Annotated in this window: 17 protein-coding genes; 1 reads left to right on the top strand and 16 read right to left on the bottom strand. The window is 48.4% G+C overall.

Translation table 11 applies throughout. The annotated features are described in order from the left end of the window. Positions 1 to 3: 3 nt before the first annotated feature. Both hisH and hisB read right to left on the bottom strand, forming a co-directional pair. Entirely contained in the window at positions 4 to 660 is a 657-nt protein-coding gene (hisH, locus tag ICV32_RS00550) for an imidazole glycerol phosphate synthase subunit HisH (RefSeq protein WP_215372437.1), read from the bottom strand. Between the two features lie 32 nt (positions 661 to 692). Beyond that, a complete protein-coding gene (gene hisB, locus ICV32_RS00545) occupies positions 693 to 1,280 on the bottom strand; it encodes an imidazoleglycerol-phosphate dehydratase HisB (protein WP_215370912.1) in 588 nt (195 codons plus the stop codon). A 106-nt stretch (positions 1,281 to 1,386) separates the two neighbouring features. On the opposite strand from hisB, the gene hisC reads away from it, so the two are divergent. Continuing rightward, positions 1,387 to 2,466: a histidinol-phosphate transaminase gene (hisC, locus tag ICV32_RS00540; protein ID WP_215370909.1), complete on the top strand. Its 1,080-nt coding sequence runs from the start codon at positions 1,387 to 1,389 to the stop codon at positions 2,464 to 2,466. Positions 2,467 to 2,490: 24 nt separating this feature from the next. Here the strand turns inward: hisC and hisD are convergent, their stop codons facing one another. From hisD to ICV32_RS00470, 14 genes are all read right to left on the bottom strand, one after another. Beyond that, a complete protein-coding gene (gene hisD, locus ICV32_RS00535; RefSeq protein ID WP_215370907.1) occupies positions 2,491 to 3,810 on the bottom strand; it encodes a histidinol dehydrogenase in 1,320 nt (439 codons plus the stop codon). Further along, the gene (hisG, locus tag ICV32_RS00530) at positions 3,807 to 4,433 is read right to left on the bottom strand and encodes an ATP phosphoribosyltransferase (protein WP_215370904.1); all 627 of its coding nucleotides are present in this window, start codon (positions 4,431 to 4,433) and stop codon (positions 3,807 to 3,809) included. Before hisG ends, hisD begins: the two co-directional genes overlap by 4 nt. 9 nt (positions 4,434 to 4,442) lie before the next feature. Then, entirely contained in the window at positions 4,443 to 5,717 is a 1,275-nt protein-coding gene (gene murA / locus ICV32_RS00525) for a UDP-N-acetylglucosamine 1-carboxyvinyltransferase (protein WP_215370902.1), read from the bottom strand. Between the two features lie 20 nt (positions 5,718 to 5,737). After that, positions 5,738 to 5,977, bottom strand: a complete 240-nt coding sequence (locus ICV32_RS00520) for a BolA family protein (protein WP_215370900.1) — start codon at positions 5,975 to 5,977, stop codon at positions 5,738 to 5,740. Positions 5,978 to 5,992: 15 nt separating this feature from the next. Next, on the bottom strand, positions 5,993 to 6,769 hold the full coding sequence (locus tag ICV32_RS00515; RefSeq protein WP_215370899.1) for an ABC transporter permease: 777 nt from the start codon (positions 6,767 to 6,769) through the stop codon (positions 5,993 to 5,995). A gap of 5 nt (positions 6,770 to 6,774) precedes the next feature. Next, complete coding sequence (locus ICV32_RS00510) at positions 6,775 to 7,521, bottom strand: ABC transporter ATP-binding protein (protein ID WP_215370897.1); 747 nt, start codon at positions 7,519 to 7,521, stop codon at positions 6,775 to 6,777. Positions 7,522 to 7,524: 3 nt separating this feature from the next. Next, positions 7,525 to 7,785 (bottom strand): lipid asymmetry maintenance protein MlaB, encoded by a 261-nt coding sequence (locus tag ICV32_RS00505; protein WP_215370895.1) that lies wholly within the window; start codon positions 7,783 to 7,785, stop codon positions 7,525 to 7,527. Positions 7,786 to 7,787: 2 nt separating this feature from the next. Then, positions 7,788 to 8,414, bottom strand: a complete 627-nt coding sequence (locus ICV32_RS00500; RefSeq protein ID WP_371817060.1) for a phospholipid-binding protein MlaC — start codon at positions 8,412 to 8,414, stop codon at positions 7,788 to 7,790. 50 nt (positions 8,415 to 8,464) lie between these two features. Next, positions 8,465 to 9,082, bottom strand: a complete 618-nt coding sequence (locus ICV32_RS00495) for a VacJ family lipoprotein (RefSeq protein WP_251371873.1) — start codon at positions 9,080 to 9,082, stop codon at positions 8,465 to 8,467. Between the two features lie 149 nt (positions 9,083 to 9,231). Further along, a complete protein-coding gene (mlaD, locus tag ICV32_RS00490) occupies positions 9,232 to 9,726 on the bottom strand; it encodes an outer membrane lipid asymmetry maintenance protein MlaD (RefSeq protein WP_215370891.1) in 495 nt (164 codons plus the stop codon). Positions 9,727 to 9,760: 34 nt separating this feature from the next. After that, a complete protein-coding gene (mlaE, locus tag ICV32_RS00485) occupies positions 9,761 to 10,573 on the bottom strand; it encodes a lipid asymmetry maintenance ABC transporter permease subunit MlaE (protein WP_215370888.1) in 813 nt (270 codons plus the stop codon). Continuing rightward, the gene (locus tag ICV32_RS00480) at positions 10,570 to 11,406 is read right to left on the bottom strand and encodes an ABC transporter ATP-binding protein (protein WP_215370885.1); all 837 of its coding nucleotides are present in this window, start codon (positions 11,404 to 11,406) and stop codon (positions 10,570 to 10,572) included. Before ICV32_RS00480 ends, mlaE begins: the two co-directional genes overlap by 4 nt. A gap of 7 nt (positions 11,407 to 11,413) precedes the next feature. Beyond that, positions 11,414 to 12,877, bottom strand: a complete 1,464-nt coding sequence (locus ICV32_RS00475; RefSeq protein ID WP_215370883.1) for a glutamate synthase subunit beta — start codon at positions 12,875 to 12,877, stop codon at positions 11,414 to 11,416. A 38-nt stretch (positions 12,878 to 12,915) separates the two neighbouring features. Next, a complete protein-coding gene (locus tag ICV32_RS00470) occupies positions 12,916 to 17,691 on the bottom strand; it encodes a glutamate synthase-related protein (RefSeq protein WP_215370880.1) in 4,776 nt (1,591 codons plus the stop codon). Positions 17,692 to 17,700 lie beyond the last annotated feature (9 nt).

The following is a 17,700-nucleotide window of genomic DNA, read 5'->3' as shown; positions in this document are numbered from 1 at the left end:
CAATCAGGGTCGCCAAGCGACAAAATTTTGATAGAGCTTTAGTCCGTATTGAGCACTTTTTTCTGGATGGAATTGCGTAGCAAAAATAGTATCGCGAGCCACGGCTGATGTAAACCACCCACCGTAATTCGTTGATCCTACAGTATCTTCTGGGTTGCCCACCTCAACATAATAACTGTGTACGAAGTAAAAACTCGTCATATCAGGGATGCCATGCCACATCGGGTGATCACGATCTTGGCGAACTTGGTTCCATCCCATGTGCGGGATCTTAAACCCTGAGCCATCCTCTTGCGTACCCGACAAATGAAAGCGTTTCACCTTCCCTGGCATTAAAGCAAGGCACGCCGTATTGGTTGTTACTCCGGGTTTGCGCTCTTCAGTTTCTTCAAAAAGCATTTGCTCGCCCACGCAAATCCCAAAAAGTGGTTTCTCACGCACCGACTGCATCACTGCATCCATGAGACCTGAAGAACGCAACTGCTTCATGCAATCGGGCATCGCACCCTGCCCGGGCAACACCACACGGTCTGAGCGCAAGATCTCAGCAGGATCGCTGGCGATCGTAATCTTGCACTCAGGAGCGACGCGCTGCAAGGCTTGTGAAACCGAGCGCAAATTACCCATTCCGTAATCAACAATAGCGATGTGCATCGCGATCTCAATAATCTCGTTGGCAAAAGAAGTGTGTCTTACAAACTTCCCTTGGTGGATGGCACCGCATGGGGTGAACGTGGATCGATACTCAAGGCCATGCGTAGCGCTCGCCCAAAGGCCTTAAATACGGTCTCAATTTGGTGATGCGCATTCACACCCCGAATGTTATCGATGTGCAAGGTCACACCAGCGTGGTTTACAAAGCCGCGAAAGAACTCGATGCTCAAATCCACGTCAAAGTCACCCACGCGCGCACGGGTAAACGGCACGTTGAACTCTAAACCTGGACGGCCGGAGAAATCAATCACAACGCGCGACAAGGTCTCATCGAGTGGCACATAGGAATGCCCGTAACGGGTAATACCCGCTTTATCACCAACCGCTTTCGCAATTGCTTGGCCTAAAGTAATACCAACATCTTCCACAGTGTGATGATCGTCGATGTGAGTGTCGCCCTGGGCATGCACCTCGAGATCAATCATTCCGTGACGGGCGATTTGATCGAGCATGTGATCCAAAAACGGTACACCGGAGTTTAAATCCGCTTTGCCGGTACCATCCAAGTTCAAGGTAATTTGGATCTTGGTCTCTGAGGTATTACGGCTGACATCTGCTTGGCGCATGGTGTGTGAATAAAAATAATGAGTCTTAAGCGTTCATAATATCATTTGTCATTCAAAATCAATCGCTTCACCTGTTTTTCATTGTTACTCTTTGGACCCTATTGCGATGAGCCTCTTTTGGAACCCCGACCTGCAGAACTTAAGCCCGTATGTTCCTGGGGAGCAGCCCAAACACGAGAGACTTATCAAACTCAACACCAATGAAAGCCCCTATGGGCCCTCACCCAAAGCCTTAGCAGCGATTGCCGCAGGCAACCACGAGGGCTTACGGCTATATCCCGATCCCGATGCCAAATCCCTCAAAGAGGCCATTGCAAATCACTATGGCTTAGAACCTAATCAGGTATTTGTGGGCAATGGCTCAGATGAAGTCCTGGCCCATGTGTTCTTGGGGCTTCTCAAACACCCAAAGCCCCTCCTCTTTCCCGATATCACCTACAGCTTCTACCCCGTCTATTGCCAACTGTTTGGGATTGACTACCAGACAATTGCGCTCGATAGTCAATTTGCCATTCATCTAGATGATTACCTTCAAAAGACCAACGAGTTAGGCGGAAATGGTGGAGTTATTTTTCCGAATCCCAATGCACCCACTGGTCGAGCTCTACCGCGCGCAGCAATTGAAGCGTTCCTAAAAACCAATACCCAAAGCGTGGTGGTGGTTGATGAGGCCTATGTGGATTACGGTACCGAGTCATGTGTACCACTTTTGCGCAAACACTACCCCAATCTCTTGATCACCCACACGCTTTCAAAATCGAGGGCTTTGGCTGGGCTACGAGTTGGTTATGCCTTGGGCCACCCTGATCTGATCGCAGGACTTGAGCGCGTGAAAAATAGTTTTAACTCCTACCCCTTAGGTCAATTAGCGCAAGCCGGTGCGATTGCAGCGATTGAAGATCAGGCGCATCTTGATGCAATCACTCAAGAGGTAATGAGGACTCGAGCCGCCTGTATCGAAAACTTAAAGAGTCTGGGTTTTAATACCCTTCCCTCAAGCGCTAACTTTGTCTTTACCCAGCATCCCAAACATGATGGCGAAAAATTGTACTTAGCCTTACGTGAGCGCGGCATCATCGTGCGCCACTTTAAAACACCACGGATTAAGAACTACCTTCGCATTACGATTGGCACGAATGAGCAAATGAGCATTCTCGTCGATGCTCTACGCGATATTGTGTCGTAATCTTCTGTAGTGAGGCTAAGTTAATTATTTTTTCGTGAGCCGCATCTCGGCTGCACGCGCATGCGCCTGTAAACCTTCGCCATGCGCTAGGGTGCTAGCAATAGGGCCCAAACTTTGCGCACCCGCTTCACTCACCTCAATGAGGCTCGAGCGCTTAATGAAGTCGTAAACCCCCAAGGGCGAAGAAAACCGCGCAGTCCGTGCAGTGGGTAAAACATGATTAGGTCCAGCACAATAATCACCCAATGACTCACTAGTGTAAGAGCCCATAAAAATTGCCCCCGCATGCCGAATTTGCGCAGCCCATTGATCGGGATTATTTGCACAAATCTCCAGGTGCTCGGCTGCAATTAGGTTGGCGATTTGGCAAGCCTGCGCCATATCATCCACCTCAATCAATAGTGCACGATTTTGTAGGGATGCGCGAATCACTTTCTCTCTAGGCATCTGCGGTAATAGCCTCTGAATACTCGCATCTACTCGATCAATGAACCCTTTGTCAGGACAGAGCAAAATCGATTGAGCGAGCTCATCATGCTCAGCCTGCGAAAACAAATCCATCGCAATCCAATCTGGATCGGTAGAACCATCGCACAACACCAAGATCTCGGAGGGGCCTGCGATCATATCGATCCCCACCCGACCAAAAACTCGACGCTTAGCCGCTGCCACGTACGCATTACCAGGACCTACGATCTTATCGACCGCCGGCACCGTTTGGGTTCCATATGCCAATGCCCCAACCGCCTGTGCCCCGCCAATCGTAAAGACCCGATCCACTCCTGCTAGATGAGCGGCTGCCAGCACCAAGGGATTACGCGCACCATCAGGTGTAGGGACAACCATCACAATCTCACCAACCCCGGCAACCTTGGCAGGGATGGCATTCATGAGAACAGAAGACGGATAAGCCGCCTTACCGCCAGGTACATAAATACCAACACGATCCAAAGGCGTGATTTTTTGACCTAAACGTGTGCCATTACTCTCGGTGTACTCCCACGAGTGGCAACCAGTTTCTACTTTCTGGCGCTCGTGATAGGCCCGCACTCGCTCGGCAGCCACTCGCAATGCACTTGCTTGCTCTTGCGCTAGAGATTGATAAGCCGCAGTAAGATCAGAAGAGGCAATCTCAAGATCGCGAACCTGATTGACTGCTAAACGATCAAACTGCTGGGTGTATTGCAAAAGCGCCGCATCACCCTCGCGCTCAATACGCTCCAAAATTCCAAGAACAACCTGATCAATGGCGTGATCATCGGCCGATGGAATTGACAAGCTGGAAAGCAAGGTCTTTTCAAAGCCGGGATCACGGCTTGTAAGACGTCGAATCTTGACACTCATGGCTGCCAAATACTCAGGATCTTTTGCAATTGAACGCGCTTACGCTTAAACGATGCTTGGTTCACGATTAAGCGCGCACTGATATCAGCAATCGACTCGACCTCGATTAAATTATTGGCACGCAGGGTGTTACCAGTGGACACCAAATCCACAATCGCATCGGCTAAACCGACCAAAGGAGCCAACTCCATCGATCCATATAAATGAATCGTGTCGATGTGTACCCCCTTATTGGCAAAGTGTTCACGCGCGCAGTTCACATACTTGGTAGCCACTCGCAGACGCGAGCCCTGACGCACCGCCGCCGCATAATCAAAACCATTTTTGACAGCCACCGCCATTCGACAGCGTGCGATTCCTAAGTCAATCGGGACATATAAACCATCGCTGCCTTTTTCTAAAAGAACGTCTAAACCAGCAACGCCAAAATCAGCAGCGCCAAATTGCACATAGGTGGGTACATCCGATGCGCGCACAATAATGATTTGCACCTCCGGATTGGAGGTCGGAATAATTAACTTACGGGATTGCTCAGGGTCTTCGAGCGGACGAATACCCGCCTTTGCTAAAACAGGGGCAGTTTCTTCAAAGATACGTCCTTTGGACAAGGCTAAAGTTAACATAATGACCCATTATTTCATGCGGCGGATGTTTGCGCCAAGTTGGGTTAATTTCTGCTCCATGCGATCGTAACCACGATCAAGATGATAAATGCGATCCACCTGGGTCTCACCTTGAGCCGCCAAGCCAGCAATCACCAGGCTTGCAGAGGCACGCAGATCCGTAGCCATTACTGTTGCACCCGAGAGTTTATCCACCCCCTCAACAATTGCCGTATTGCCCTCAATCGAGATATCGGCTCCTAAGCGGTTGAGTTCTTGCACATGCATAAAGCGATTCTCAAAAATGGTCTCGGTGATACGTGAACCACCACTGGCGATGGCATTAAGCGCCATAAACTGGGCTTGCATATCAGTCGGAAAGGCTGGGTACTCAGAGGTACGAAAGCTCACTGGCTTTGGACGACCACTCATCGAAGCAGAAATCCAATCGGTACCAATTTTTATATTAAGACCAGCTTCTTTAAGTTTTACTAGAACGGCATCTAAGGTATCGGGTCGGCAGTTCTTGAGAACAATCTCACCACCGGTCGCTGCTACCGCACACAAGAAGGTGCCGGTCTCAATGCGATCAGCAATCACCTGATGGCTTGCTCCGCGCAACGCGGACACTCCTTCGATCACAAGACGATCGCTACCAATACCAGTAATCTTCGCTCCCATCTTGACTAAGAGCTCTGCCAAATCACCGACCTCGGGTTCGCGCGCCGCATTTTCTAAAGTCGTAGTCCCCTCTGCAAGGCAAGCAGCCATTAAAAGGTTTTCTGTACCGGTCACGGTAATCATGTCGGTCAGGATCGCATTACCCCGTAACTGAGTATTGGGCTCAGAAATCTTTGCAACAATAAAGCCCTTACGAATCTGAATACCGGCTCCCATGGCTTTGAGGCCTTTAATGTGCTGGTCCACAGGTCGCGCCCCAATCGCACAGCCACCGGGTAGTGATACAGTTGCACGTCCCATCCGCGCTAAGAGCGGGCCCAATACCAAAATGGAGGCCCGCATGGTTTTTACCAATTCATAGGGAGCCTCAGGACTTGAAATAGTCGCCGCCTGCAAGATCAAATGGCTGCGATCGTTCGGATTTGGAAACTTCAAGGTCACGCCCATCTGTTGCAATAGCTTTAACATCGTACGTACATCTTGCAAATCCGGGACGTTAAAGAGTTCTATGGGATCGGCTGTTAATAAGCTTGCACACAAAATTGGTAAAGCGGCATTCTTAGCCCCCGCAATTGTGACCTCACCGTTGAGGGCGACTCCCCCCGTCATTACTAATTTATCCATTCGCGCTAATCTGAAATGATTTATTGAGCCGCAAACTCATCGGGCGTAAAGGCTTTAATGGAGAGTGCATGGATTTCCGCCTTCATCCGATCGCCCAGGGCTGCATAAACTAATTGATGCCGTTGCACCAAGCGCTTTCCTGCAAACTCAGGACTCACGATGGTGGCATAAAAATGTTGCCCATCCCCCTCGACCTCTAAGTGCGTACAAGAGAGCTGCTCACTAATATAACTTTTTACTTGCTCAGGGGTAGGAAACATCGCAATCCTTCATGATTAATGGCGTAATTTATAACCCGATTGTAGTAAACGCAGAGCCAATCCTGAGACGACCAAGAAAAACACGCTAACAATCGTCAAACTAAGCCAGGGTGAAACATCTGAGACCCCAAAAAATCCATAGCGAAAGCCATCGATCATGTAAAAGAATGGGTTAAGGTGAGAGATGAACTGCCAAATTTCTGGTAAAGAATGAATCGAATAGAACACCCCGGAGAGCATCGTAGCGGGCATGATCAAAAAGTTCTGAAAGGCAGCGAGCTGATCAAACTTATCTGCCCAAATACCAGCGATCAGCCCTAAGCCGCCTAAGATTGCCGCGCCCATAAATGCAAATAACAGAATCCACACTGGGTTTTGCATGGCAGGAACATCAAAAAAGAGGGTAATGAGTAAAACACCTAGACCCACAACAACCCCACGAAATACGGCAGCAAGTACATAGGCTGAATAAAACTCAAGATGAGTCAGGGGTGCAAGTAAAACAAATACCAAATTACCAGTAATTTTGGATTGGATCAATGACGAGGAGGTATTTGCAAATGCGTTTTGCAACACACTCATCATCACTAAACCTGGGATTAAAAATGCCGTATAGGTTAGCTTGTCGTACACCACCAAGCGTCCTTCTAACACATGCCCAAAAATCATGAGGTACAGGACGGCGGTCAAGACAGGAGCAGCAACCGTTTGAAAGGCAACCTTATAAAAACGCTTAATCTCTTTACGTAGCAGGGTTGGAAAACCACTACCGTATTCAAATGGAATTGGCATTAAGACTACTCTCCCGCCATAATTTGAATAAATACATCCTCTAGATCAGCCTCTTGCCCAGCTTGTGCTTTGTGTGCTCCATAGCGTGCGAGCAGATTTTGAGTGGTATCGAGTGCCACGACTTGACCAGATTTGAGCATCGCGATACGGCCACATAGACTTTCAGCCTCTTCTAAATAATGAGTGGTTAACAAGATGGTGTGACCATCTTGATTAAGACGACTAATAAATTTCCAGAGGGACTGACGCAACTCGACATCCACACCAGCAGTCGGCTCATCCAAGACAATCACGGGTGGGCGATGCACGAGGGCCTGTGCAACCAAAACGCGACGCTTCATACCTCCAGAAAGCGAACGCATATTGCTATTGGCCTTACTGGTTAAATCGAGATGGGTCATGATCTCATCAATCCAATCATCATTATTCCGAATCCCAAAATAACCCGACTGAAACCGCAGGGTCTCCCGAACCGTAAAAAAAGGATCAAATACCAGCTCTTGAGGAACCACGCCTAGTAATCGACGCGCCTCAATAAAATTAGTTTGCACATTCGTGCCCATGACGAACGCGCGACCGGAATCGGGTCGGCATAAACCAGCCAAAATCGAAATCAGCGTGGTCTTACCAGCACCGTTAGGACCGAGCAAACCAAAAAACTCGCCCTCCTTTACATCCAAAGAAACATTCTTAAGCGCTTGTAGTGAACCATAAGATTTAGTTAAATGTTCAACGAGAACAGCTGATTGCATGACTTACTGCAGCCCCAAAAGATCAGTCACTCCATACACGCTAGCAAGTACTCTTAATTTCTCAGGGGAATTTAAAACTACGAGGGATTGGTTGCGCTCTTGCAGTTGGCGGCGCCATGCCAGCAGAACCGCTAGCACGCTTGAGTCAAAATCACGCAGTGCAGAGCAATCCACTTGGGAAGACTGTACTAGGGCAAGAGCGCCCTGTTTCTCAATACCGAGCGCATTGGCCTGGGTCACGCAATTCGGCAAGGCAAAACTCATACTTACTTCTTGCCTGCCAACATCGCGTTGCGTTCTTGCAAAAACTTAATCAGGCCATCGACACCATTTTGACTAATTTGATTAGTAAATTGATTACGGTACGCCTCAATCAGCCAAGCGCCCATGATGTTAATGTCATAGACTTTCCACCCATCATTGGTTTTCTCAAGCCGATAGTCCAAGGGGATCGGATCTGATTTACCAATGACCACGGTTCGCACAATCACATCGGTATCGCTCGGATTTGCACGAAAGGGTTTGTATTGAACCGTCTGATCACGCAATTGACTCAAAGCCCCTGAGTAGGTTCGTATTAACAAAGATTTGAACTCGGCAATCAGTTGCGTTTGCTGCTCCGGGCTTGCCTTGCTCCAATTTCTTCCCATGGCCAATTGCGTGGTTCTGCGCATATCGGTATAGGGAACAATTTTCTTTTCTACCAAATCCACCACCCGAGGAATATTGCCTTTCTGGATTTCAGGATCGGCCTTCACGGAGGCCATCACATCGGCCACAATTATTTTGATGAGGCCATCAGGCGAGTTCGGGTCAGGCACATTTTGCGCATTGGCAAAGCCAACCATGCCAGACAGCAAAAAAGCAAAGAAAGTTAAAAAGGTTGTTTTCACGATAAGCCGGTCAAAAAAATAATGGATTGATTTTAGTCTTTTTGAATGATTTACTCGTAGGGGTTCTCGTAAACGGGTGCGCTTGATTCCTTGCCTTCCTTGGCCTGATCAATTTGATACTGGCGCCGTTGAATGTAGGCATCCCGGGTAAAGGTGTACTTATCAATCGCCGCACCCTCAAGAAGATCGCCTGCTTCATAGTAATTATTACGAGCATTGACAATCCGCAACCCCGTCAAACTGTTGCGCAGGGCCACGTCAGGTAATAGTCGGAACAGATAATCGGTCTCTAAATCCACCGCAGTACCAAAGGTATCGCGGACATTACTGGGGCCAAAAATTGGTAAAACCACATAAGGGCCTGCAGGCACTCCCCAAACACCAAAAGTTTGCCCAAAATCTGCTTTGTGTTTTTCTAACCCTCCCGGTGTGGCCATATCAATAAAGCCACCTAAACCAAAAATGGTATTGACGACCACTCGCATTAAATCGCTAAAGGCCATGCTTACATTGCCTTGCAAAAGATTATTTACTGAAGTGTAGATGTCGCGGTAGTTACCAAAAAAGTTGTCAATCCCTTGCTGGGCAGGTTTTGGCAATATAAATCGATAACCCCTGGTAATGGGTTTTAATAAATACTCGTCTAATCCCTCATTAAAAGAAAACACCGAGCGATTAAAAGATTCCCATGGATCATGGGGCGATGGCTCACTACCTGCAGGGATGCTTGCACAACCAATAATGCAAAAACTTAGAAAAGTAATGCCCAGGCGCTTTAGAAAAATCACAGTCGAGGTTGTTTCTTAAATAGTTATGGTTATTTAGCGCCGGACTTGGAATCGCCTTTATCTTGCCCAGTGTCTGCTGCCTTGTTATAAAGAAATTGACTAATCAGATTTTCTAAAACAATGGCTGACTGGGTCTGGGTAATCTTACCGCCATCGGCGAGCATTTGATCATCGCCACCCGCTTCAAGACCAATGTATTGTTCGCCCAACAAACCTGAAGTCAATATCTTAGCTGACGAATCCTTCGGAAACTGGTAGGTCTTATCAATCGTCATCGTTACCGTAGCTTGATAGGTTTTGTCATCAAACTGAATGGTTGAAATGCGGCCGACCACAACGCCGGCACTTTTTACTGGCGCACGCGGTTTTAAACCACCAATATTGTCAAAGCGGGCTGAAACCGTGTAGGTTGGAGCGAATGAGACGGCACTCATATTACCGACCTTGAGTGCTAAAAAAAGCATGGCCAACATGCCGATCGTTACGAACAATCCAACCCAAATATCAATCGCACTTTTTTTCATAAGAATCCTAGTTTATTCCGATCTTGGCCGACGGTTAGTTAGAAAACATCATGGCGGTCAATAAAAAATCCAAAGCCAACACTGCTAACGAAGACAGGACTACAGTCCTCGTGGTCGCTTGCGACACTCCCTCCGGAGTGGGCTTTGACTCATACCCCTGATAGAGGGCAATAAATGTCACGGCTACACCGAAGACAACGCTTTTGATAAAACCATTAGCAATGTCATCAAATAAATCCACGCCGCCTTGCATTTGGGACCAAAATGCACCGCTGTCGACTCCAATGAGTGGCACGCCCACTAAATAACCACCCAAGACGCCCACGGCAGTAAAGATGGTGGCCAAAATTGGCATCGCAATAATGCCAGCCCACAAACGAGGTGCAATTACACGACGTAAGGGGTCAACCGCCATCATCTCCATAGCGGATAACTGCTCACCGGCCTTCATAAGACCAATCTCTGCAGTGAGCGATGTGCCAGCACGGCCCGCAAACAATAAAGCAGTAATGACAGGACCTAATTCGCGGGTTAACGACAAAGCCACTAATAATCCCAGGGCCTGTTCCGAACCATAACGCGTTAAGGTGTAATAGCCTTGCAAGCCCAATACAAAACCAACAAATAAACCTGATACGGTAATGATCACAAACGAATAGTTACCAACGAACAAAATTTGATCCGATACCAAGCGCGGTCTTTTGAGTAAACCACCAGAACGCATCAGCACCAAGAAAAACATCCGCGCAGCATAGCCAAGGCCCGCAATGTTTCTACGAATAAAAAATCCAAAATCGCCTAATAGATTAGTAATCGGATTCGTTTTGGAAGTTGATTTAAGACTCATTGCTGGCGTAATCCAAAATCACTAGCTAAATCAGGGCCTGGGTAATTAAACGGTACCGGTCCTTCAGGCGAAGCGTCTAAAAATTGGCGCACAAATGGATCGACTGAGCGATTGAGCTCATCGGGTGTGCCTTGCGCTCCAATCTTGCCATTGGCAATAAAGTACACATAATCGGCGATCTCGAAAGTCTCTTCCACATCGTGTGTCACCAAAATACTGGTTGCATTTAGAGCATCATTGAGATTACGAATCAGTCGCGCTGTAATCCCTAAACCAATCGGATCAAGGCCCGCAAATGGCTCGTCATACATAATAAGCGGTGGGTCTAAAACAATCGCGCGTGCCAAGGCAACGCGCCTGGCCATCCCCCCTGAAATCTGCGAAGGCATTAAGTCACGAGCGCCACGCAAGCCCACCGCATTTAATTTCATCAGTACCAAATCACGAATCAACTCTTCAGATAAGTTCGTATGCTCCCGCAATGGAAAAGCAACGTTCTCAAACACACTCAAATCAGTGAACAATGCGCCAAATTGAAACAGCATCCCCATGCGCCGTCTGGCTTGCATCAACTGATCGGTATTCATCGCAGAAATTTCATGGCCCTCAAACTCTACCGAGCCAGTTTGAGCAGTCACCTGACCACCGATCAATCGCAATATCGTGGTCTTGCCGCAACCCGAACCACCCATCACCGCAACCACTTGGCCGCGGCGAAATTCCATCTGAAGCCCACCAAGAATTTGGCGCTCACCCGGGGCATAGGAAAAATCCACTCCCCGAATCGAAACAACGGGCGAATCAATCGCGCGTGCGGTAGGAGTAGAGGACATGCCTAGATTATCGCGGTAAAACTGATGTGCCCATTAAATACGCATCGACTGAGCGTGCGCATTGACGGCCTTCACGAATCGCCCAAACCACTAATGATTGACCGCGACGCATATCGCCCGCTGCAAATACCTTAGGTACATTCGTGTGATAAGCATGATGACCATCAACGGTCGCCTTGGCATTCCCACGAGCATCTTTCTCAACACCAAAGGCATTAAGGATTTGCTGAGCCGGAGAGACAAAGCCCATCGCCAATAAAACTAAATCGGCTTTAATCTCAAACTCAGAATTTGGGACCTCACTCATCTTGCCGTCTTTCCATTCCAAGCGCACGCCAATCAGTTTTTCAACTTTACCGTTTTTACCCTCAAACCGCTTAGTGGCAACGGACCAATCGCGCTCACAACCTTCTTCATGGGATGAGGAGGTACGAAGCTTGGTTGGCCAATAGGGCCAGACCAAGGGTTTGTTTTCCTCTTCAGGTGGCTGAGGCAATAACTCAAACTGCGTGACATTCTTTGCACCGTGGCGATTAGAAGTCCCGACGCAATCAGAACCCGTATCACCACCACCAATCACAACGACGTGCTTATCAGTGGCCCGAATCTCATTTTTCAAATCCCCGGCTACTTCCTTGTTTTGTGGAATTAAAAATTCCAAGGCAAAATGAATTCCACTCAACTCACGACCAGGCACAGGTAAGTCGCGGGGTTGCTCGGCACCCCCGCTAATGATGACCGCGTCAAAATTTTTAAGTAACTCCTCAGGGCTCACCGTTTTTTGGGCGTAGTTCTTCACTTCTTTCCCAAGCGTTTCTTTGCCCACAAAAACACCAGTTGCAAAAGTTACCCCTTCGGCTTGCATTTGCTCGACACGCCGATCAATCAACCACTTCTCCATTTTGAAGTCAGGGATGCCATAGCGAAGTAAACCACCAACCCGGTCATTCTTTTCATACACGGTGACATCGTGGCCAACCCGCGCCAATTGTTGAGCTGCTGCCATCCCTGCAGGGCCAGATCCAACCACGGCAACTTTCTTGCCAGTCTTTGTTTTAGGTGGTTGTGGCTTTACCCAATCATTTGCCCATGCTTTATCAATAATGGCGTGTTCAATCGATTTGATACCGACCGGTAACTGATTGATTCCGAGGGTACAGGCTGCCTCGCATGGTGCCGGACAAATACGGCCAGTGAACTCCGGAAAATTATTGGTGGAATGCAAAACCTCAATCGCATTTTTCCAATCGCCTTGGTACACCAAATCGTTAAAGTCGGGAATGATGTTATTCACGGGGCAGCCGTTGTTGCAAAACGGAATACCGCAATCCATGCAACGTGCACTTTGTACTTTTGCATCGGCATCTGATAGCGCCGCAACAAATTCTTTGTAATGATGAATTCGTTTGACTGGTGCTTCATAGGTCTCCTCGACCCGTTCAAATTCCATAAATCCAGTGACTTTACCCATACCAACTCCAAAAATCCTTCATTAATTAATCAGCATCATCAAGCCATCACAGGCTTGTTTTGATCGTGTCCTTGAGCGCGTTCCCATAACTCACCAAGAGCTCGCTTATATTCGGTAGGCAATACCTTTACAAAACGCGCGCGCGACTTGTCCCAATCGGCTAGCAATGCCTTGGCCCGCTCTGAGCCGGTGTACCGGAAATGACGCTCAATCAGTGTCTTTAAGATTTGCTCATCCGTTTGCCGCTCGCCACCCTCTTTCACATTCACTGGTGCATGCCATGTCGATTTGGGCATACTCGCAATTTGCTCAGAAGATGGCAACACTTTCTCAAGTGTGGCCATGGTGGTGTTGCAACGCTTCTCAAAAAGTCCGTCTTCATCAAAGACATAGGCAACACCACCGCTCATGCCTGCGGCAAAGTTACGGCCGGTCTTGCCAAGTACAACAACCGTTCCGCCAGTCATGTACTCGCATCCATGGTCACCCGTACCCTCTACAACCGCAATTGAGCCTGAGTTACGAACTGCAAACCGCTCACCAGCGACGCCGTTGAAAAATGCCTCGCCTTCAATCGCGCCATACAACACCGTGTTACCCACAATAATGTTTTGGGAAGCATCGCCACGGAACTCGTGCGGTGCACGCACCACAACGCGTCCACCCGACAATCCCTTGCCGACATAATCATTCGCATCACCCACCAGATCCAAAGTAATGCCACGCGCCAAGAATGCTGCAAAACTTTGTCCAGCGGTACCATTTAACTGAATGTGGATCGTGTCATCGGGTAAGCCCAAATGGCCATAGCGTTTTGCTAACTCACCTGACAGCATCGCGCCCACCGTACGATTAACGTTGCGGATCGGGACAATGAATGAAACCTTTTCGCCACGCTCTAAGGCTGGCTCACTCTTTTCGATCAAGGTATGGTCAAGCGCAGTATCTAGGCCATGATCTTGAGTGAGTGTTTGGTGACGAGGTTCGTCATGAGACACATTGGGTAGAGCAAACACCTTACTGAAATCTAAGCCTTGTGCTTTCCAATGATCAACCCCTTTACGTGTGTCTAAGAGATCAACACGACCAATCAGCTCATCAAAAGTTCGAATCCCCAGTTGCGCCATAATTTCACGTACCTCTTCAGCAATGAAGAAAAAGAAATTAACGACGTGCTCGGGTTTGCCTGAAAACTTTTTACGCAGTTCCGGATCTTGGGTCGCAACACCCACTGGGCAGGTATTGAGATGGCACTTGCGCATCATGATGCAGCCTTCAACTACTAATGGCGCTGTAGCAAAACCAAACTCATCAGCGCCTAATAAAGCACCAATCACGACGTCACGACCAGTCTTCATTTGGCCATCGGCTTGAACCCGAATCCGACTGCGCAGCTGGTTGAGCACCAATGTTTGCTGAGTCTCTGCAAGACCTAGCTCCCACGGTGTACCAGCATGCTTAATCGATGACAGGGGAGATGCGCCTGTGCCCCCATCATGACCAGCAATCACAACGTGATCTGACTTTGCTTTAGCAACGCCTGCTGCAACTGTGCCCACGCCGACCTCTGAGACAAGCTTCACTGAAATATCGGCTTGTGGATTGACATTCTTTAGGTCATGAATCAGTTGCGCCAAATCCTCAATGGAATATATATCGTGATGCGGTGGTGGCGAAATGAGACCCACACCTGGCACCGAGAAGCGTAGGCGTCCGATATAGTCCGAGACCTTACCACCGGGAAGCTGACCGCCCTCGCCAGGCTTTGCACCCTGGGCCATCTTGATTTGGATCTGATCGGCGGAACGTAAATACTCGGTGGTTACACCAAAACGTCCTGAGGCAACTTGCTTAATCTTCGATCGCAACGAATCACCATCTTGTAAGGGAATATCGGCTTCAACGACATCCTTACCCAAAATACTCGCTAGCGTCTCACCCTTCTTAATCGGAATACCTTTGAGCTCATTGACATAGCGATTCGGGTCCTCACCACCCTCGCCCGTATTGGATTTACCACCAATGCGATTCATCGCAATTGCTAAGGTTGCATGGGCCTCGGTGGAAATGGAACCCAAGGACATCGCACCGGTTGCAAAGCGCTTCACAATTTCTTTGGCAGACTCGACTTCATCGAGCGGAATGGCTTTATTGAGATCGATCTTGAACTCAAATAATCCGCGCAAGGTCATTAAACGCTTACTCTGATCATTAATCAGGTTGGCATACTCTTTATAAGTTTGGTAGCCCCTCTCTGGTCCAGTGCGAGTGGCATGCTGTAACTTGGCAATCGAATCCGGAGTCCACATATGTTTTTCACCACGAACGCGATAGGCATACTCTCCGCCCGCTTCCAACATATCAGCCAATACGGGATCATCTCCAAATGCAGCATGGTGCATCCGCAGTGCTTCTTCTGCAACTTCAAACACACCAATTCCACCGACATTCGAAGAGGTGCCTTTAAAGTACTTATCAATCAGTTCGTGATTAAGCCCAATGGCTTCAAAGATTTGCGATCCGGTGTAGGACATATAAGTTGAAATGCCCATCTTCGACATCACTTTTTGTAAGCCTTTACCAATGGCCTTCACAAAATTCTTAATCGCTTTCTCTGGCGATAAATCACCAGAGAGTCCCTTAGCCATTTCAGCCAAGGTCTCCATCGCCAAATAGGGATGAATGGCTTCGGCACCATAGCCTGCGAGTAGCGCAAAGTGATGAACCTCGCGAGCACTACCAGTTTCGACTACCAAACCAGTGCTGGTCCGTAAACCACGCTCCACCAAATGCTGATGAATGGCTGAGGTTGCTAACAATGCAGGAATCGCCATATGCTCCCGATCCACTTGGCGATCACTCACAATCAAAATATTGAATCCACTGCGCACCGCATCGGTTGCTTCAGCACATAAGGAAGCCAAACGCGCCTCAATGCCTTCCTTGCCCCATGCCACTGGATAGCAAATATCCAATTCGTGGGAACGGAACTTGCCACCGGTGTAGTGCTCAATATGGCGTACCTTGGTCATGTCATCCAAATCTAAAACTGGCTGACTGATCTCCAAGCGCATCGGTGGATTGATATTGTTGGTATCTAATAAATTGGGTTTTGGCCCAACAAACGACACCAAAGACATGACCAGGTTCTCACGAATCGGATCAATTGGAGGATTGGTAACCTGAGCAAATAATTGCTTAAAGTAGTTATAGAGCGACTTGCTGCGATCGGATAACACGGCAAGCGGACTGTCGTTACCCATCGAACCAATGGCTTCTTCCGCATTTTGTGCCATGGGCGCCATCAGGTATTTGAGATCTTCCTGGCTATATCCAAATGCTTGCTGACGATCGAGTAACTTTGCAGCAGGACGAATATGTTTTGCATCGTCTTGGGTATCTTTTTTGCTGACATCCAACTCATCAAGCTTCACGCGCACCGCATCAATCCAGCTCTTATAGGGTTTGGCTTTCGAGACCGAGTTCTTTAACTCAACATCATCAATGATGCGGCCTTGATCCATGTCGATCATGAACATCTTGCCAGGCTGTAAACGCCACTTTTGCACAATCTTATTTTCTGGAATCGGCAACACGCCGGCCTCAGACGCCATGATGACCAAATCATCATCGGTAACGTAATAGCGCGCTGGTCTTAAGCCATTGCGATCCAGGGTGGCGCCAATTTGACGCCCATCGGTAAAGGCCATCGCAGCGGGGCCATCCCATGGCTCCATCATGGCCGCGTGGTATTCATAAAAGGCACGGCGATTTTCATCCATGAGGGTATGCTGTTCCCACGCTTCAGGAATCATCATCATCATGGCTTGTGCAAGCGGGTAACCGGCCATCACCAAGAGTTCAAGGCAGTTGTCAAACGAGGCAGTATCCGATTGGCCTGGATAAATCAGGGGCCACAACTTTTGCAAATCATCACCCAATACAGGTGAACTAATTGCACCTGTGCGCGCATTAATCCAGTTCACATTGCCTTTGACTGTATTAATCTCGCCATTATGGGCAAGTAAGCGATAAGGGTGGGCCAGCTCCCACGCAGGGAATGTGTTCGTGGAGAAGCGTTGGTGAACTAATGCGAGCGCGGATACTGCTTTCGAATCTTTAAGATCGCAGTAATATGCGCCCACCTGACTAGCAAGCAAGAGGCCTTTATAGACTACAGTGCGGGCAGACATCGATGCTACAAAGTATTCTTTGCCGTGTTTCAGATGCAAGTCTTGAATCGCATGACTTGCCGTTTTACGAATTACATAAAGCTTGCGCTCTAATGCGTCGGTGGTCATGATGTCACGGCCACGTCCGATAAAAATTTGACGAATAATTGGTTCGGTTTTTTTCACAGTCGGCGACATCGGCATCGCGCGATCGATTGGCACATCCCTCCAACCTAAAACAATTTGTCCCTCCTGCCGAACAGTGCGCTCTAACTCTTGTTCACACGCAAGTCGTGAAGCATTTTCTTTTGGCAAAAAGATCATGCCAACGCCGTATTCACCAACGGGTGGTAAGTCCACCCCTTGCTTTTTCATTTCGCTACGGTAGAGCTCGTCTGGGATCTGTATCAATATTCCAGCACCGTCGCCCATGAGCGGATCTGCGCCTACGGCGCCACGATGATCGAGATTTTCAAGGATCTTTAATCCCTGAGTAATGATGTCGTGGGATTTTTTACCCTTAATGTGAGCAACAAAGCCGACGCCGCAGGCATCGTGTTCGTTTTGGGGGTCATAAAGACCTTGGGCGGATGGACGTAACTCGAGATGATTCATATTTAATCCAAATTGGTCATTCGGCATGCAATCCCC

Origin of the sequence: Polynucleobacter sp. MWH-UH24A, assembly GCF_018687475.1 — a bacterium.
Lineage (GTDB): Bacteria > Pseudomonadota > Gammaproteobacteria > Burkholderiales > Burkholderiaceae > Polynucleobacter.
Note: the sequence above shows the minus strand (reverse complement) of the source record. Positions and strands in the feature narration are given on the sequence as shown.